This is a genomic window from Thermus brevis (assembly GCF_026427635.1).
Lineage (GTDB): Bacteria > Deinococcota > Deinococci > Deinococcales > Thermaceae > Thermus > Thermus antranikianii.
Genome location: NZ_CP102606.1, coordinates 1,353,657 through 1,370,669 on the forward strand (window position 1 = coordinate 1,353,657; position 17,013 = coordinate 1,370,669).

The following is a 17,013-nucleotide window of genomic DNA, read 5'->3' on the forward strand; positions in this document are numbered from 1 at the left end:
TATACTGGGGGGAATCAAGGGGGAAGATGGCCAAGTCCCACCTCCGCTTGTTGGGAAGGGCTGCCCTGGGGCTAGGGGAGTCTTGGATACCTTTGGAGCGCAAGGTGGCGGGGGTGCTGGCGTACTTGGCCCTCGAGGGCCCCACGCCCCGTTCCAAGCTCGCGGGCCTGCTTTGGCCGGAGACCCACGAGCGGGCTGCCCGCAACAACCTGGTCCAGTCCCTGCGGAGGCTCCGCAGGGCGGTGGGCGGGTATGAGGCCGTAAGGGGTGAAGGAACCCTCCAGCTTGCGGAGGACTTGGAAGCCGATGTTACCCGGCTTATCTTGTCCACCCTACAGGGGAAATACGCCGAGGCAGTGGACCTCGAGGGCGAGTTAATAGGGGGCTACGATTACGACGACTGTCCCGACTTTGCCGACTGGCTTCAGGCCGAGCGGGAGCACCTATCTGGCCTATGGCGGGAGGCTTTGGAATCCGAGGCGAGGCGCCTGGAGGGGGAGGGTGAGTTTCGCAAGGCTTTAGCCCTGGCCCTGCGCCTTGCGGAGGCGGACCCCTTCTCGGAGGAGCACCTTCGCCGGGTGATGCGCCTTTACTACCTCCGGGGCGACCGGGGAGCGGCCATGTCCGCCTACCATCACGGCCGGGAGCGGCTTAAGCGGGAACTAGGAGTGGATCCCTTGCCCGAAACCCAGGCCCTGGTTCAGGTCATCGAGCGGGGAGCCGTTCTGCCTGGGGTAGGTGGGCGGCTAAGGCGGGAGATCCCTCTTGTCCTTTGGCAACCCCCGGTGCTGGTGGGCCGCGAGCAGGCCTTGGCCCAGATAGAGGAAGCCTGGGAAGCGGGGAAGCTGGTGTTTATTGCAGGTGAACCGGGTATAGGCAAGACGCGGCTTCTGCGGGACTTTGTTAGCCGAAAGGATTCCTACGTCTGGATGTCAGGCCTACCGGGGGATAAGGGCACGCCCTTCGCCTTTTACGCCCGGGCTTTGCGGGAAGCTTTTGGGGAGTTTCCCGGGCTGCGCTTGCCCTCTTGGGTGCGGCGGGAGTTAAGCCGTATCCTCCCCGACCTCTTCCCTCTGGACCCACTCCCCTGGAGGGATCCTGCCGACCGCATCCGTCTCTTTGCCGCCATGGCCGAGGCGGTGGGGGAGCTCCGGAGGCAAGCGGGGGTTTTGGTGATGGACGATTTGCAGTACCTGGATGCGGCAAGTGCCGAGGCATGGGCCTATATGCTTTCGAAGCTTGCCCTTGATGCTTCCGGCCCTCGCCGCTACCTCGGCGCCTACCGCCAGGGGGAGCTTTCAGCTGAAGCGCAGGCTACTGTGGATGGGTTGGTGCAGGCGGGGTTGGCGGTGCGGATCCTCCTCCATCCCCTTCAACCCGGTGATGTGGAAGCGCTTTTGGCCTCCTTGGATCTTCCAAACCTATCCCCTACGGAGCTTGCTCCTGCCCTTTTCCGCTATACCGGGGGCATTCCCTTTTTCCTTCTGGAAACCCTGCGTGTGCTTTGGGAGCTGGGGGAGGGGCCAGAGGCGCCCGGTCATCTTCCAACCTCTCAGCGGGCCAGGGAACAGGTGGTGCGCTGTTTGGGGCTCCTTTCCCCGGCAGCCCTGCGCCTGGCTCAGGTGGCAGCCATCCTAGGGGAAGACCTGAGCCTGGAGTTGGCTGCCGGTGTTCTTGAGTGCGCTCCCCTGGAGCTGGCCGGGCCGTGGGCTGAGCTCGAGGCCGCCCAGATCTTGCGGCAAGGGCGCTTCGCCCACGACCTCCTCCTGGAAGCGGTTAAGGAACGCATCCCTGTTCCCCTGCAAGCCCACTTGCACCGCCAGGTGGCCCGGGCCCTCGAGGAGGCCGGGGCCCACCCTGCCCGCATCGCCCAGCACTGGTTGGAGGGGGGCAGGGAAGAGGTGGCTGCTCGTTTTTGGCTGGCTGCGGGACGGGATTATCAAGCACGGGCCCTCTATGCGGAAGCCAGGGCCATGCTGGAGAAGGCTCTTAGTCACAGCCAAGATCAGCAAAGCGATCTGGAGGGAGCTACACGGGTTGAAGCCCAGCTCCTTCTTGCCGACATCTGCCGTGAGGAGCGGCGCTATGGCGAGGCGGATGCCTTGTTGGCGGATCTACTGGACGGTCCCTTACCCCTCAGGGTGCGGGTAGAGGCCCTGCGGGCTAGGGCCTACCTCGCCATTGGCGACCCCCTTCGCGCGGCAGGCTACGCCCGCAAGGCCTACCTTCTGGCGCACAAGATGGGGGACGAGGAGCTTTTGCACCTGACCCGAACCGCCTACGCTGCGGCCCTGTGGGGATTGGGTAAGGTCGCTGAGGCCATACACCTCCTGGAGCCAGAACTGGCCTTGGACCATCCCGATGCCCGCCACCGCATCCGCATCCTGGCCTATCTGGGGGCGCTCTACGCCCATAGGGGCCGTTTTAGGGAGGCCTACGCCCTTTTGGAAGAGGGTTTCCACCTGGCTCAGGGGCAGGATCCCTACTGGCGGGTCCTGGTGGCGGCCTTTCTGGTGGGGGCCGACGTGGAGCGGGGTGAGCCCCTGGCCCACTGGGAACTGGCTCAGGCTACTCGGGCTCTGGGGCCCTTCGACGTGAGCGAGTACCTGGCGTTGGTGATGGCCCGGGCTTGTCTGGAGGCTCACGAGCCGCAGTTGGCGCTGGAGCTTCTCGCTGAACGTCCGGGTGCGCACCTGGGGCGGGCCTATGCCTGCTTGGGCCTGGCGTATACCTGCCAGGCTCTCCTGGCTTTGGACGATAAGGAGGCTGCCCGGCAGGCCTTGATGGAAGCCCTAGCCGTGGCCGAGGAGCTAGAGGGAGCTCCGCGGGCCCTGGTCCAGGTGGCGGTGGCCGCCTTGCGGCTTGGGGAACCGGTGGCGCAGGCGCTCTTGGAGCGGATTTCCCCGGAAACCCTAAGCCCTGCAGACCGCAGAAGCCTCGAGGGGGTCGGCCTTGGCTTCGGCATGTACCTGCCCTGAACCGCCCAAACCTGTCATCCTCCAGTCATCCGGGACCCTCTAGCCTAACCGTACCTGGTTGGGTTCACCGCTGGGTCAGGAGGAGCGCGATGAAGAAGCGGGACGTTTTCGTACTAGGGATTGTAGCGTTGGGGTTTTTGGTCGGGGTTTTGGCCCAGCAGGCTGGGGAAAAGGCCAAACGCCTGGGGTTGCCGGAGGGTACAGTCCAGCTTACCCCCTGTGTACCGGGCATGGGCGAGCACTGGGCTCAGCCCCAGAACCTTCCCTTTGGCCCCATCTACGGCGTCATGGGGGAGAAGGTGGTGTTCGTGGAGATCATGGTTTCCCAGGCCGACTTTGCCGCTGGCAAGTCCTGGACCGAGGTACTGAGGCCCCTAAAGGGGTATGCCATCGACCATGTGGATTTAGAGTTTCTGCCCAAGGGCCATGAGGGCTACGAGGTTCCCCACTACGACATCCACGCCTACTTCGTATCCCACACGGACCATACGAAGTACTGCCCATGAGGAGGATTTAGACAGGCTCTCTGATCGAGGGGCGGGCTATCCGCCCCTTTTGTTCCTAAGGAGGAGGTATGCAGGCTCTTTGGTTCTTCAACACCTTGGTGCGGGTGTGGGTTTCGGAGGTGGAGGGCCAGGATGGCCTCTCCGTCCTGGAGCACTGGGCTCCCTATCGGGATTCGCCCCCCTTGCACATCCACCACACCGAGGACGAGGTCTTCATCGTCCTGGAAGGCGAGGTTCGCTTTTTGGTAGGGGATACCTCCCGGCGTGTTTTACCCTTTGAGGAAATCCTGGCCCCCAAGGGGGTGCCCCACACCTACCGGGTGGAATCCCCCAAGGGGGCCCGCTGGGTCACGGTCACCGCCCACCGGGACTTTGAGCGCTTTGTGCGGGCCATGAGCCGGCCAGCGGAGCGGGAGGCATTGCCTTCTCCCACCGGTCCACTTAGTCCCGGAGAAATGGAGCGGGTTACGAAGATTGCCCAGACCTATGGCATCGAGTTCGTGGGGCCGCCCTTGGGATGAGGAGGTGAGAGGTGAAACAACGCTAATCGGATTGGGTAGGGGAAATGGTTGAACATTCAGATCTACTCTCAAGAAGGGAACGAAATCGTGCCAGGGAACATCCAAAAGATCACAGGCAAGAGCTCTGATACGTCAGACGAGGTACGGCAACTATTTGAGAAGGTTAAGATCGAGGTCCTCACGGTCAGGGGATTTACAGTCTACCGGGAAACCCTTGAGCTTGGCTGGCAGTGGTCCAAGCATGCCAGGCCAGTCGTTGGTGACGATGGCTGCCAGCGGTTCCATGTGAAGATCTTTCTTGCAGGACGGCAACAGGTGCGGATGGATGATCGCACCGAGATGGAATTCGGTCCGGCGGACGTGGCGGCCATCCATCCTGGGCATGATGCTTGGGTGGTTGAACGTGTTGATCGAGCTGGCGGACGTCGTAAGGCGACAAGAATGAGCCTTGTCCGGCGTCCCCGACGCAAGGGGGACAAGACTTGGCTGAGAATTCGGAAATTCCTTTCAGCGAGGAGTTAATTTTATGCACGTCGAAAAACACGTGCTTGGACCCGACGCATTCCGTTACTCACTGCATGAGCGAAGCCCGGAGTATGAGGCAGTCCAACGAAGGAGGGGACTATGAGAATCCCGAGGAAAGTCAACAAGTCCGTTCAGGCGCACTACACTCGCTCTGATCTGGGCAGTCTTGTCCTCACCGCACTCGAGAAAGCAGGAAAGAATTTGAAGCAACTCACGCCAGAAGACTTGGCACCCATTGATGAATTTCACATTCGCGGTCGGGCAGCAACGCTGGAGCTTGCTCAGGCTACAGGGGTCGACTCCTCGAAACATGTACTTGACATAGGAAGCGGAATTGGAGGTACATCGCGGTGTCTTGCCTGGGAATACGGGTGCCGTGTTACTGGCATCGACCTGACCGACGAGTACTGTCGTACCGCCGCTATGCTTGCGGACCTAATGGGTCTTTCCGAGCTTGTCAGCTACCGCCAAGGCGACGCGACAAGTCTGCCTTTTCCGGACGCTTCGTTTGACATCGTATGGACAGAGCATGTTGCCATGAACATCCCGGACAAACCGAAACTGTACCGGGAGATGTACCGCGTTCTCAAGCCGGGTGGTATGCTCGCGATCTACGACGTCCTCGCCGGAGATGCTGGCCCAGTGATTTTCCCAGTCCCCTGGGCGCGTACCCCGGAATCGAGCTTTCTCTTGACGCCCAATGAATTGCGCAACTTACTCATGGAGGCTGGGTTTAACATCGCAGCTTGGTCCGATACAACCCAGGCCGCACGTGCCTGGTTTGTCGCTCTAGAAGAAGGGATCCGCAAAGAGGGATTGCCGCCGCTCGGTTTCCATGTACTTCTCGGACCCGATTTTCAGGTTATGGCGCGGAATCAGCGCCGCAATTTAGAGGAAGGACGAATTGTTCTGGCCCAGGTGGTCGCCCAAAAATAAAACTGCCTAGCTACGGTTCGTAGTGGGTGCTTGCGTTGCACCCCACGTGCGCAACCCCATGTTTAGTGCAAAGCTCACAGCAATTGCCCTGTTGGGTAGGTTGGTTCCGAGGTGGGCCAGTTGTGCGCGTTTGTTGGAGTTTCGGCAGCTTAGCTTGAAGCTGCTATTCGGCGTAGAGGTGCCGGAGCCTTTCCATGCCTTGGGAAGTGGGAGGTGGGTTTCTATGAAGGGCACCCAAGGGTTTAGGTTATCGGGTGAACCCTTGCATCTTAAGCGGGTCCCGGGGAAGATAGGGCCGTGCCCTACCCGGTGCCCGCCTCGAGGCTCCTGCCCCCTCGCACGGCCAAGGAGGTGCGGCGGGACCGCCCTCGGCGCCTGGTGGAGGAAGCCTTTCGCCAGAGCCCCGGGGTGGTCCTGGCGGCGGGGGCGGGGTACGGGAAGACCAGCCTGGCCTCGGAGTTTTCCGGGGTCTACGTGGCCCTGGCGGAGGAGGCCAAGGACCCTGCGGTTTTCCTGTGGCACCTTCTGGCTGCCTACCAAGGCCGGGCCGAGCTTCAGAGGGTGGCGGAGCTTTTGGAGGCAGGGGCTTGGCCCAGGGCCTTGGAGGCCTTTTTGGGTGCCCTGGAGCCCTTGGGTTTCAACCTCCTGGTGCTGGATGAGGTCCACCGGGCGGAAAGCCCCGGGGTGCTCAAGGTGGTGCAGGGCCTGGTCCGGCTTCCCGACCTAAGGCTCTTGCTCCTTTCACGACGGGCCACACCTTTTGCCTTCCTCACGGTGCTTTCCGAGCGGGAGCTGGCGTTTGATCCCGAGGAGGCCTGCCAGCTTGCCAAGGCGTTGGCCCCCGAACTTCCTGCCTTTGAAGTGGAGCGAGCCCTTTCCCTAGTGAGGGGGTGGCCCCTGGGCCTACGGGTAGTCCTGTTGGCCATGCGCCGGGGCCTGAAGCCGGAGCTGGCGCTGGAAAGCGCCGAGGGGCTCTTGGCCTACCTGGCCTATGGCCTTCCCGAGGCAGTTCTGCGGGAGGCCTCGAGGCTGGCCCTTTTGGGGGAGGTCCCGGAGGCGGAAGGCCAAGCCCTCTTGCCCTATGCCGAAGACCTGCTTCTGGAGAGGCGGGAGGGCAAGCTCTGGTTCCATCCCCTGGTGCGCAGTGCCTTGAAAACCCTCCTTCCCGAGGCGGAAGCCCGGGGGCTCCTCACCAAGGCGGCGGAGGAGGCTTTGGACCGCGGGGAGGGGATCCGGGCAGCCGGGTTCCTCCTGGAGGCGGGAAGACTCGGCCACGTGGCGGATCTCCTGGTGCAGGAGGGATTTTCCTGGTTGGCGCGCGGTCTCACCTACACCGTGTTGCGCCTTTTGGCCCACCTACCGGAAGCCTTGCGCCAAGGGCGGCGCGCCCTCGACCTGTTGGAGGCTGAGGCCTTGCGCCAGGCTGGGCGCTACCAGGAAGCGGAGGCCGCTTACCAGAAGGCCCTTAGGGCGGGGGAGACCCGGGCCTACTTGGGTCTGGCCCGGCTGTTCCTGGACACCGTGGAACCTGCTCGAGGACGTCCTTACCTGGAGGAGGCCTCGAGGTTGTTTCCAGCGGAAGCCAGGCTTCTCCTGGCGGAGAATCTTCTCAACGAGGGCCGGGTAGCGGAGGCGGAAGCCTTGGGGTTCTCCGGGTCAAGGCTTCTCCTTAGGCAGGGGAGGCCTGCAGAGGCCCTGGCCCGCCTTAGGGAAAGCGAGGACCCCGGCCTGCACCGGCCGCCGCAGAACCATCGGGAGGGTACCCTTCTCCGGTCACTTTTGGAGTGCGTGGCAGGGGATGCGGAGGAGGGCCTCCGGTGGGCGGAGCGGGGGCTTTGGGAGGCTGAGGTGCTGGGGAGTCCTTTCGGCATGAGCCTGGCTCAGGCCAGGAGGGGGCATGCCCTTCTGGTTTTGGAACGCTTGGAGGAGGCCAAGGCGGCCTACCAGGCCGCCTTGGCCATGGCGGAAGGGGGTCCAGCGCGGCTTAAGGTGGAAGCCCTGGGGGGTCTGGCTGCCCTGGGGGATGAGAAGGCCTACAGGGAAATGGTCCGCCTGGCCCGGACCGCCGGGGATCTTTGGGTGGAAGGCTTCCTCACCCTTATGGTGGCGGTGGCTTGGCTTCGGCGGGGCGAGGTTTTTTCCTTGCCCACCCTGCCCCTTTTGGACCCCTTCCTTCAGGCTTTGGCCGAGGCTTACCCCTTTGGGGATGGATGGGAAGACCTTTTGCGGGTTTACCCCTTCCTGGCCCACCGGACGCTTTTCTCACCCCCGGTTTCCCGGGTACGCCGGGCCCTTTGGCGGCTTGGCCGCCTTCCCGTTCCCTACCATCCCGGGGTGCGGGTGGAGATACGGGTCCTCGGGGGATTTGAGGTGCGGGTGGAGGGACGGCCTGTGCGGTTCCGCCGGGATAAGGCCCGGCTTCTTTTGGCCCTTCTGGTGGCCGCCCAATGGGAGAAGGAGGATCTCCTCGAGGCCCTGTCGGTTTCCCCTGGGGAGTTCCGGGTGCTGTGGTGGGAGGTGGTCAACGCCCTGGAGCCCGACCGGCCCAGAGGGGCCAGGCCCTACTTCCTGCGCCAGAAGCCCTATAGCCTTTTCCGCCAGGCGCCGGAGCTATACCTGGACCTGGAGGATCCCAAGGCACCCCTCGCTGCACCCTACCAGGGGCTGGACCATCCTTTTCTGGAGGAGGTTTCCAGGGCTTACCTGGAGGAGCGGCGGAGAGAGCTTTTGCAAAGCCCTAGGCTCGAGGACTGGCTTTTGGCGTTGCGCCTGGATCCCCTGGATGAGGAGGTTCTGCGGCGGCTTTACGGCACGCCTGCCCAAGAGGAAGCCCTTCTCCTCCGGCAAAGGGCTTTGCAGGAGCTGGGTTTGGAAGGGTGAGCCTCCATCCGGCGCCCCCAACCAGCCCGGTTTTGAAGCAGGATGCTGGGTCTGGAGAGTAGGCAGGGGCTCCATGAGGTACCTTTTCTCGCTATATCGTGCCCCATAGACGTCCCAGAACCTCGCGCAGGCAACGGTTTTCCGGAGCCCTCACCTTGGCGAAAGTCAAGGTGAGGTGGTATGAGTCCAAAGAAGCTTTACTCCCAAGGGGCCTCTTCCGCTTCTCGGAGAAGAACAGGGAACCTATCGCAGGAGGGCGGTTCTTCCAGGGCCTGGGCCAGGGCGTCGGCCTGGGTGGGGGCGTTGGCGGCGAGGGGGAGGAGAAGGTAGGACCGGAAGAAGAGGCGCGCCGCTGCCCAGGCTTCTTCTCCCTGCCCTGGCGGTGCCTGGCAGGCCAGCTGCGCCAAGCGGCGCAGGTACCCTAGGCCTTGCCGGGGATCCCGGGGGAGAAGGTCTACGCCTAGGCCAGCTTCCAGGGCAAAGGCTAAGTCCAGGGCGGCTTCCCTGGCCCTTTCCGGATCCCGGAACCGCTCGGGCCAACCCGAACTGGGGTAGAGCTCCCGCAAAGCGGCCAGGGCCTCGGCGATCCTGGACCAGGTTTCGGGGGGAAGGAAGGGCTTGAGTTCTCTCACCCGGAGCTCAAGCTGCCACAGGAGGAAAAAGCCAAGGCGGTAAGCTGCCTTCCTCCCCAGGAAACCCTCCCGGTAGCTGGCTGCCACCCCCTTATCCCCCAAGGCCAGCTGAACTGCGAGCCCTGCCCGCAGGGCTGGATCCAGGTGGGGTACCAAGGACGCTTGGATCTGATGAAAGAGATCCTCGGCCTCGCGGAGAAGGAGGCGGAGGTTACTGGGCTCTGCCAGGGAAAGGTCCTCCACCCGTTGCAGAAAGCCTTCCCATCGGGAGGAAAAAGGAAGGGACCGGGTGCGGAGGCTCTCCCTTACCAGGTCCAGACCTTCCTCAAAGTCCTGCAGGGAATCGGGGGAAGGGACTTCGGCGTGGGCCTCGAGGGCTGCCCTCATCAGCTCGAGGGCAAAGAGCCACCGCACCTCCGGCTCGTGGCCCACCAGCAGGGGTTGGCCAAAAGCCCCAGGGCAAAGGAGGGGGGCTACAAGAAGCCAAGGGCGTAAGGAGGTTGGGGCCATGATCCTCTCTCCTCAGGAACGCCTACGCCAGGGAGCCACCAGGTCTCCTTTCCCTTAGGCTAAACCCGACCCCCGGGAAGCAGTGTGATCCCGGGGGTGAGTCTCCTGCCCACTTCTGTTGCGGGCCTTAGGCGGATTTCTTTGCCCGCTGTTGGTGCAACTCCTTCCAGAACACCACCATGGCGCTCACCACGTAGATGGAGCTGTAAGTACCCACGAAGATGCCCACGAAGATGGCCAGGGAGAAGTCCCTGAGGACGCTTCCTCCCAGGAAGAGGAGGGCGACGATGGGTAAGAGGGTGGTGAGGCTGGTCATCACCGTGCGGGAGAGGGTCTGGTTGATGGAGCGGTTCACCATCTCCCGATAGGGGATGCCCCGCATGAGCTTCTGGTTTTCCCGGATGCGGTCTGAAACCACGATGGAGTCGTTGATGGAGTAGCCCACGATGGTGAGGAGGGCGGCGATGGTGGGGATGGAGAACTCCAGGCCCAAGAGGCTGTACATCCCCGCCACGATGGCCACGTCATGGGCCACGGCGATAACGCTGGCCACCCCGAAGGTCCAGTCAAAGCGGAAGGCCACGTAGAGGAGGATGAGGCCAAGGCCCACCAAGACCGCCATCACCGCATTGCGCCGAAGTTCGGAACCGATGGCCGGACCCACGGTCTCCGAGGTGAGGACGCTGGCTTTTAGCTCCGTGGTGAAGAGCCGCTCCAGCTCCAGACGCTTGGCATCGGAAAGAGGTGGGAGCTTGAGGGAAAACTCCCGGAAGTCGGCGGTGGGAGCCTGCACCTGGGTGATGACCGCTTCCTTAGCGGGGAAGCCCCTGGCTTCCAGGAAGCGCCTTAGGGTGTCCACGCCCACCTCGGGGCCCGTGCGCAGGGTGTACGCCGTACCCCCGGTGAAGTCGATGGAGTAGTTGAAGCCCTTGGTAAAGACCACCCCCGCTGCCAGGACGGCTAGGAGTAGGGTGGCCACAGTGATGAACCGGGCCGGGCCCATGAAGTTGAACCTGGGGTCCACCAGCCACATGGGGGGGCGGACCTCCCCGCGCTCGGCCATGCGCTCCAGAAGGTAGCGGCTGAAAACCAGGTTGGAGAAGACGCTGGCCACCACACCGATGGCCAAGACCACCGCAAATCCCCGAACGGGCCCGGTGGCGTACTGGTAAAGGGCGGCGGCCGCCAGCAGGTGGGCGGCGTTCACGTCCAGGATGGTCAGGGTGGAGTGTTTGAAACCCTCGGGGATGGCCTGGCGGAACTTCTTCCCAGCCCTGAGCTCCTCCTTGATGCGCTCGAATGAAAGCACGTTCCCGTCCACCGCAGCCCCCAGGGTGAGGACCAAGCCGGCGATGCCGGGGAGGGTCAGGGTGGCCCCGAGCCCCGAAAGGAGCCCCAGGATGAGCACGGAGGTGTAGATGAGGCCCAAGGAAGCCACCAGACCTAGGCTTGGGCCGTAGTAGGCGAAGATGAGGAGGAAGATGGCCAGGGTGCCAATGAGGGCCGAGCGGATGCCGGCTTGGATGGCGTCCTGACCCAGGGTGGGACCGATGGCCCGGATCTCCGCCACTTCCAGGGAAACGGGCAATGCCCCGGAACGCAACACCAGGGCGATCTCGCTGGCCTCCTCGAGGCCCGATAGCCCCTCGATCACCGCCTGGCCCCCGGTGATGGCCTGGCGGATCACGGGGGCGGTGTAGACCTTGCCATCCAGGACGATGGCCAGCTGCTTGCCCACGTTGGCCCGGGTCACCTCCTCAAACTTCTTGGCCCCTTCCGGGGTAAAGGTGAGGGCCACCTGGGGACGGCCGAACTGGTCAAAAACCGCCCGGGCGTCGGCCAGGTCCGCTCCCGTGAGAAGGGCCGGGCCCAGGTCCTCGGGCTTGATGAGGCCCTTTTCCAGGTCTTCCCGCTTGAGCCTGGGATTTTCCCTGAGGGCCTGGTTGATCTGGGCCACGGTGGTGCCGGTGGCCCCTTCCTTGAGGATGCGAAACTCCAGCACCGCCCGCTGGCCGATGAGCTTAAGGGCCCGGTCCTGGTCGGCCTGGGAAAGACCGGGCAACTCCACCACGATGCGCTTTTGCCCCTGGATCTGGATCAAGGGTTCCGCCACCCCCAGGGCGTTGATGCGGTTTTCCAACACGGTGCGGGCCTTTTCCAGGTCGTCGGGGGTGGGGTTTTCCACGGCGGCCTCGAGGACAATGCGAAGACCTCCTTTAAGGTCAAGTCCCAGCTTGACCTTGGGTTCCCCGGGGGCCCAGGGCTTCCAGACCATGAGGAGGGCCAGGAGGAAAAGGCCCAGGAGGAGAAGTCCGTTGAGAAGCTTGCGGTTCATACTCTTCACCTTTTGGGGCACGCAGGTGCCCGATTCGCTAGCAGAAGGGCTTAAAGCCGTATACCAGAGCCTAACCTCAGACTGCGCCGGACGGTCTTTTGAGCTTGCGCCAGCGCAAGAAGAAAGAATTCCGGGCCCTAGCCCCCATCCATCTGGAGGCGGCCATAAAGGAGGTAGAGGTGGGACGGGGAAGAGGCTTCCAGTGATGGTGGCTTGGCCTTCCTATTCTGGGGCTTGAGGGAAAAATGGGAAGGCCGGGTGGGAGCCTGGGCCAGGGAGGTAAGCCCGTTTCCCTGGCGGTCCTCCTTGAGGACCCAGGCAGGTCCCTTGGCGTGAAGCCCGGCTTCCGCCTTTCCCTTTCCTGTAGGGAAAGGGGGTAGGCCCTGGAGGACCAGGGCCAGGATGGCCAGGGCCAGCCCTAACCTTCCCCAAGCATTCCCTGGGATCTTCCAGTGCCCCAAGGAAGGGCACGCCCCGGAGAAAGACCGCCGGATCCAGCGCAAGGAACCTCCTACGCCGGCACCTCCACCATCTGGAAAACCTCTATGATGTCCCCTTCCTGGAAGTCGTCGAACCCCTCGAGGCCGATGCCGCACTCGTAGCCCTGGGCCACCTCCCGCACGTCCTCCTTGAAGCGCTTGAGGCTGGCCATTTTCCCCTTCCAGATTTCCTCGCCCTTGCGCAAAACCCTTACCTCGGCGCTACGCACCACCTTGCCCTGGGTGACCATGCATCCCGCCACCTGTTTGCCCCCGGGTAAGCGGAAGATGGCCCGTACCTCGGCCCGGCCCAGGACCTCCTCCTTGAACTTGGGTTCCCGCTGCCCTTTGACCATGGACCGGACCTCGTCGATGAGGTCATAGATGATGCGGAAGGTTTTGAGGAGAACCCCCTTGCTTTCCGCCGCCTTCTTCACCGCACCGGAGGGGTTCACCCCGAAGGCCAGGATGGCAGCGTTGGCCGTCTGGGCCAGGAGGACATCGGACTCCGTGGGGGCCCCCACCTGGGCCAGGAGGACGTTGATCTTGACCTCCTCGGTGCTCTCCTTGGCCAGGATGTGCTGGATGGCCTCCAGGGAGCCCTGGGTATCCGCCCGGAGGATGAGGTTAACCTCCTTCTGCCCTTCCTCCTGCAGGGCCCGGAGCAGGTCGGCCATGGTCCTGGGGCGGCGCTCCTTCTCGGCTTCCTCGCGGGCCTTGCGCTCCTCTTTGCGCTCCTCGGTGATCTCCTTGGCGGCCTCGAGGTCCGGCACCCACTCCACCACATCCCCGGCGTGGGGAAGCTCCTGGAAGCCCAAAACCTGCACGGCGCTTCCCGGGCCCGCTTCCTTGCGCTGGTTGCCGTCGGCGTCCATCATGGCCCGGATGCGGCCGTACACCTCCCCGGCCACCACGTAGTCCCCCACCCGGAAGGTCCCCTCCTGGACCAGCATGTTGGCGATAATGCCCGCTTGCTTGTCCAGCTTGGACTCGAGGATAACCCCTTTAGGCTCGGCGTTCGGGTCGGCCCGGTAGTCCTCCAGCTCGGCAATGAGGAGGATCATCTCCAAAAGGTCCTGCACCCCTTGGCCCGTTTTGGCGCTGATGGGCACCACGATGGCATCCCCGCCGTACTCCTCGGGCACGAAGCCCCGCTCCATCAGCTGGCGCTTGACCCGGTCGGGGTCGGCCTGGGGCAGGTCCATTTTGTTCAGGGCGAAGATGATTTTGGCCCCGGCTGCCTTGGCGTGGGCGATGGCCTCATCCGTTTGGGGCATAATCCCGTCGTCGGCGGCGATGACGATGACGGCGATGTCCGCCACCTTGGCTCCCCGCTGCCTTATGGTGGTGAAGGCCTCGTGTCCCGGGGTGTCTATGAAGACCACCGTGCCCTGAGGGGTCTTCACCTCAAAGGCACCCACGTGCTGGGTAATGCCTCCCGCCTCCTTCTCGGCGATGCGGCTTTTCCGCAGGTAGTCCAGGAGGGTGGTCTTCCCGTGGTCCACGTGGCCCATGATCACCACCACGGGAGGCCTTCGGGGTAGGGCTTTCCTGCGTTCCTCCTCCGCCAGCTTCTCCTGCAGGCCCCGTTGCTCTTTTACCAGCTCCCGCACCGCCTCCGCATCCTCCTCGGAAAGGGTGGAGGCGTGGGACTTGTAGGCAACCCCCATCTGGTCCAGGAGCTCCAGGAGCTCCTCGTTGGTCATACCCAGCTCTTTAGCCAGCTGGTAGATGCGTATTTTGGCCATCCGTACCTCCTAAAAGGGTGACAAGCGCTTCCGACAAGGCTCTGGCCCGGGCCCCGGCAAAGCGCCTCAGCTTTTTTTCCGTCCAGCACTCCGGGTTGTCGGGGCAGACATAAGCCCCCCTGCCCGGCAGTTTCCCCGTGGGGTCCAGGCGAAACCCCTCCGGCATGAGCAGGATCCGCAAAAGCTCCCCCTTGGGCCGCCTTTTGCGGCACGCCACGCACATGCGGATGGGGACATGCTTCGCCATTACTCGGAAAGATCCCGGAAGAGTTTCTCGAATTCCTCTTTCGCCCGGCTGGTGGTTTCCGCCTCTTCCTTGGCGGCCTTGCGAATGGCCTCGTCCAGGTCGGAGATCTCCGCCTCCTCAAAGTGGATCTCGTAACCCGTGAGCTTGGAGGCCAGGCGCACGTTCTGACCCCCGGTGCCGATGGCCAGGGAGTGCTGGTCCTTGGTCACCTTGACCCGGGCCTTCTGCCCATCGGGTTCCAGCTCGATGGAACCCACCTGGGCGGGGGAGAGGGCGTTGCGGATGAACTCCTTGGGATCCTTGGCCCAGAGGATGATGTCCACCTTCTCCCGGCCCAGCTCGGCGGAAACCGCCTGGATGCGCTGGCCCTTGTGGCCGATGCAGGCCCCGATGGGGTCCACATTGGGGTTGTGGGTCATCACCGCCACCTTGCTGCGGCGGCCGGGCTCGCGGGCGATGGCCTTGATCTCCACGATGCCCTCGGCGATCTCGGGGACCTCCTGCTTCAAGAGGTGCTCCAGAAGCTTCTCGTGGGCCCGGCTTACGATCAGGGAAGGGCCTTTGGCGGATCGGTCCACCTTTTTCAGGTACACCTTGAGGCGTTGCCCGGGGTAGTAGCGCTCCGTGGGGATCTGCTCGCTCTTGGGGAGGTAAGCCTCCCCCCGGCCCAGCTCCACGAAGACGTTGCCCCGGTTGTCCACCCGGGTCACCACCCCGGTGAGGACCTGGCCCTCCTTGTCCTTGTACTCGTTGTAGATGCGGTTGCGCTCGGACTCCTTGAGGCGCTGGGTGAGGATCTGGCGCAGGTCCTGGATGGCCATGCGGGAGAGGCCCTCGGGGTCGATGGGGAACTCCATCTCGTCGCCCACCTGGACCTCGGGGTCGTACTGGAGGGCCTCGGAGAGGGCGATTTCCTTGTCTGGATCCTCCACCTTCTCCACCACGCGGCGGACCTCCACCATCTCGATGCGCCCGGTCTGGGGGTCTATATAGACGTCCACCTCCGGACCCTTACCTGCATCGATTTCCTCCTTGCGGTACCCCTTTTGCCGCTTGATGTAGGCCTTGCGCAGGGCTTCCTTGAAGGCCTCGAGGACCTCCTCGGTGGTGACCCCCCGCTCCAAGGCCAGCTGCTGCATGGCGTCTATGAATTCCCGGTTCATCTCTCCTCCCTGAATCTCGGCTGTTACCTGGGCTCCTCGGGCCACTCGGCAAGGTTGGCGCGGAAGGTGCCGATCTTGAGGCGCTTTTCCTCCTGGCCCACCTGGAAGACCACCTCGTCCTCTTCCACCCGAAGGATGCGCCCGGTGAAGCCCTCGGGCCCCGGCACCTTGGCCTTTAGACCCTGGAAGCGCTCAAAATGGCGGCGGGTAAAGAGGGGGCGCTTGGGGCCGGGAGACTCCACCAGAAGGCGGTAGCTTCCTGGGATGGGGTCCTCCCGGTCAAAGACGGCCTCTATGGCCCGGCTGGCCCGTTCCAGGTCGGCCACGCGGATGGGCCTTTCGTCCTTGCGCTCCAGGCGGACCAGGACCTCCCCGGGGGCTTCCTTCACCTCCAGGACCTCGAGGTCCAGAGGCTCCACCGCTTCCTCCACCAACCGCCAAAGGTCCACAGGCACCTCCCTACCTCCCTTCACAAAGGAAGGGTGGGCTTACACCCACCCCCCTCCCTTGGGAGCACTGGGCTCAGTTTACACCCAAAACCCCCTTGACTACAACCCCTTTAGCCTAGTACACTCAAGGTTGCCGGTCCGAGTCCGGCCAGTCACATGGGGGTGAACGGTCTCGACGGGGGTCGCCGAGGGCAGGTGGCGCGCCGAGGTGCGGGTGGCCTCGTAAAAACCCGCAAAAGAATAAAGGCCAACAAGCCTGCTTACGCTCTCGCGGCTTAATGACCGCGACCTCGCCCGGTAGCCCTGCCGGGGGCTCACCGACGCGGGGACACAAACCCGGCTAGCCTTGGCTACGCCCCGTAACCCAAGGCGAAGTTAAGCGGGGCTTGCTCCTGGCCGCCCGTCCGCGGGCCAAGCCAGGAGGACACCCAAAACGCGGACTACGCGCGTAGAGGCCTGCCGTAGGGACTTTCGGACGGGGGTTCGACTCCCCCCACCTCCACCAAAGGGAATAGGGGCCCATAAGGGTCCCTATTTTGTTTTTGCCCTATATATGGGGGTATAGCGGTATGGAAAAGACTACCCTGTACCTGCCCAAGTCCTTGAAGCGCCTGCTGGAGCTTAAGGCCCGGCGGGAGGGCCGCTCCCAGGCTGAGCTCGTAAGGGAGGCGTTGGAGCGCTACCTGGCTTCCCCTTCCCCTAAGTCCTTGGGCATAGGGGAGGATACCGAGGTAACAAGCCGTACGGCAGAGGCCTGGTTGGAGAAGGAGTGAGTCCTGCCCAGCGGGCGGACGGGGGTGCGCCAGTACCAGGACTCCCCTTTGGGTTTCTCCGATGCCGTGGTAGCGGGTTTGTCTTTGGAAGTTCCGCTCCTCACCCTGGACGCCCAGTTTCTGGTCCTGGCCCGGGGTGAGGGTGTTAAGGTAGTCCATCCCAGCTTGTGATCTTCCTTCGGTTGTAAAGTAAGTTTGGTGCCTCCTGGCACCTCCTTCGGGGCGGGGTGGAAGTCCCCACCGGCGGTGAAAGCCCGCGAAGCCCCTTTGGGGCCCGATCCGGTGGAATTCCGGAGCCGACGGTGAAAGTCCGGATGGGAGAAGGAGGTCT

General features: G+C 63.6%; 15 protein-coding genes, 1 other RNA gene and 1 riboswitch. Of the genes, 9 read left to right on the top strand and 7 right to left on the bottom strand.

What is annotated here, in order from left to right; all coding sequences use genetic code 11:
• The first annotated feature begins 26 nt into the window (after nt 1-26).
• The 6 genes from KQ693_RS07485 to KQ693_RS07510 all read left to right on the top strand — a co-directional run bounded on the left by KQ693_RS07485 (nt 27) and on the right by KQ693_RS07510 (nt 8,346).
• Nucleotides 27-2,978 carry an ATP-binding protein gene (locus KQ693_RS07485; RefSeq protein ID WP_267260794.1) on the top strand — a complete coding sequence of 984 codons (2,952 nt, stop codon included), beginning with the start codon at nt 27-29 and terminating at the stop codon, nt 2,976-2,978.
• An 89-nt stretch (nt 2,979-3,067) separates the two neighbouring features.
• The gene (locus KQ693_RS07490; protein WP_267260795.1) at nt 3,068-3,484 is read left to right on the top strand and encodes a DUF5602 domain-containing protein; all 417 of its coding nucleotides are present in this window, start codon (nt 3,068-3,070) and stop codon (nt 3,482-3,484) included.
• Nucleotides 3,485-3,552: 68 nt separating this feature from the next.
• Nucleotides 3,553-4,005, top strand: a complete 453-nt coding sequence (locus KQ693_RS07495; protein ID WP_267260796.1) for a cupin domain-containing protein — start codon at nt 3,553-3,555, stop codon at nt 4,003-4,005.
• A gap of 48 nt (nt 4,006-4,053) precedes the next feature.
• On the top strand, nt 4,054-4,527 hold the full coding sequence (locus tag KQ693_RS07500; protein WP_267260797.1) for a cupin domain-containing protein: 474 nt from the start codon (nt 4,054-4,056) through the stop codon (nt 4,525-4,527).
• A 102-nt stretch (nt 4,528-4,629) separates the two neighbouring features.
• Complete coding sequence (locus KQ693_RS07505; RefSeq protein WP_267260798.1) at nt 4,630-5,466, top strand: class I SAM-dependent methyltransferase; 837 nt, start codon at nt 4,630-4,632, stop codon at nt 5,464-5,466.
• 297 nt (nt 5,467-5,763) lie between these two features.
• On the top strand, nt 5,764-8,346 hold the full coding sequence (locus KQ693_RS07510) for a hypothetical protein (RefSeq protein WP_267260799.1): 2,583 nt from the start codon (nt 5,764-5,766) through the stop codon (nt 8,344-8,346).
• Between the two features lie 197 nt (nt 8,347-8,543).
• Here the strand turns inward: KQ693_RS07510 and KQ693_RS07515 are convergent, their stop codons facing one another.
• The 7 genes from KQ693_RS07515 to rimP form a co-directional block, all read right to left on the bottom strand.
• Complete coding sequence (locus KQ693_RS07515; protein ID WP_267260800.1) at nt 8,544-9,392, bottom strand: hypothetical protein; 849 nt, start codon at nt 9,390-9,392, stop codon at nt 8,544-8,546.
• A gap of 223 nt (nt 9,393-9,615) precedes the next feature.
• On the bottom strand, nt 9,616-11,823 hold the full coding sequence (secD, locus tag KQ693_RS07520) for a protein translocase subunit SecD (protein ID WP_267260801.1): 2,208 nt from the start codon (nt 11,821-11,823) through the stop codon (nt 9,616-9,618).
• 137 nt (nt 11,824-11,960) lie between these two features.
• A complete protein-coding gene (locus KQ693_RS07525) occupies nt 11,961-12,326 on the bottom strand; it encodes a hypothetical protein (protein WP_267260802.1) in 366 nt (121 codons plus the stop codon).
• An 8-nt stretch (nt 12,327-12,334) separates the two neighbouring features.
• Nucleotides 12,335-14,050: a translation initiation factor IF-2 gene (infB, locus tag KQ693_RS07530; protein ID WP_267260803.1), complete on the bottom strand. Its 1,716-nt coding sequence runs from the start codon at nt 14,048-14,050 to the stop codon at nt 12,335-12,337.
• The gene (locus KQ693_RS07535) at nt 14,019-14,297 is read right to left on the bottom strand and encodes a YlxR family protein (protein ID WP_015716818.1); all 279 of its coding nucleotides are present in this window, start codon (nt 14,295-14,297) and stop codon (nt 14,019-14,021) included. Before KQ693_RS07535 ends, infB begins: the two co-directional genes overlap by 32 nt.
• The gene (gene nusA / locus KQ693_RS07540) at nt 14,297-15,460 is read right to left on the bottom strand and encodes a transcription termination factor NusA (protein WP_015716819.1); all 1,164 of its coding nucleotides are present in this window, start codon (nt 15,458-15,460) and stop codon (nt 14,297-14,299) included. Before nusA ends, KQ693_RS07535 begins: the two co-directional genes overlap by 1 nt.
• 23 nt (nt 15,461-15,483) lie before the next feature.
• The gene (gene rimP / locus KQ693_RS07545; RefSeq protein ID WP_267260804.1) at nt 15,484-15,909 is read right to left on the bottom strand and encodes a ribosome maturation factor RimP; all 426 of its coding nucleotides are present in this window, start codon (nt 15,907-15,909) and stop codon (nt 15,484-15,486) included.
• Nucleotides 15,910-16,067: 158 nt separating this feature from the next.
• On the opposite strand from rimP, the gene ssrA reads away from it, so the two are divergent.
• The 3 genes from ssrA (at nt 16,068) to KQ693_RS07560 (ending at nt 16,853) form a co-directional block, all read left to right on the top strand.
• Nucleotides 16,068-16,414: a transfer-messenger RNA gene (gene ssrA / locus KQ693_RS07550) on the top strand.
• Between the two features lie 64 nt (nt 16,415-16,478).
• Nucleotides 16,479-16,682 carry a ribbon-helix-helix domain-containing protein gene (locus tag KQ693_RS07555; RefSeq protein WP_267260805.1) on the top strand — a complete coding sequence of 68 codons (204 nt, stop codon included), beginning with the start codon at nt 16,479-16,481 and terminating at the stop codon, nt 16,680-16,682.
• A 24-nt stretch (nt 16,683-16,706) separates the two neighbouring features.
• Nucleotides 16,707-16,853 carry a hypothetical protein gene (locus tag KQ693_RS07560; protein WP_267260806.1) on the top strand — a complete coding sequence of 49 codons (147 nt, stop codon included), beginning with the start codon at nt 16,707-16,709 and terminating at the stop codon, nt 16,851-16,853.
• Between the two features lie 38 nt (nt 16,854-16,891).
• A riboswitch (FMN riboswitch) is annotated at nt 16,892-17,012 on the top strand.
• Nucleotide 17,013: the final 1 nt, after the last annotated feature.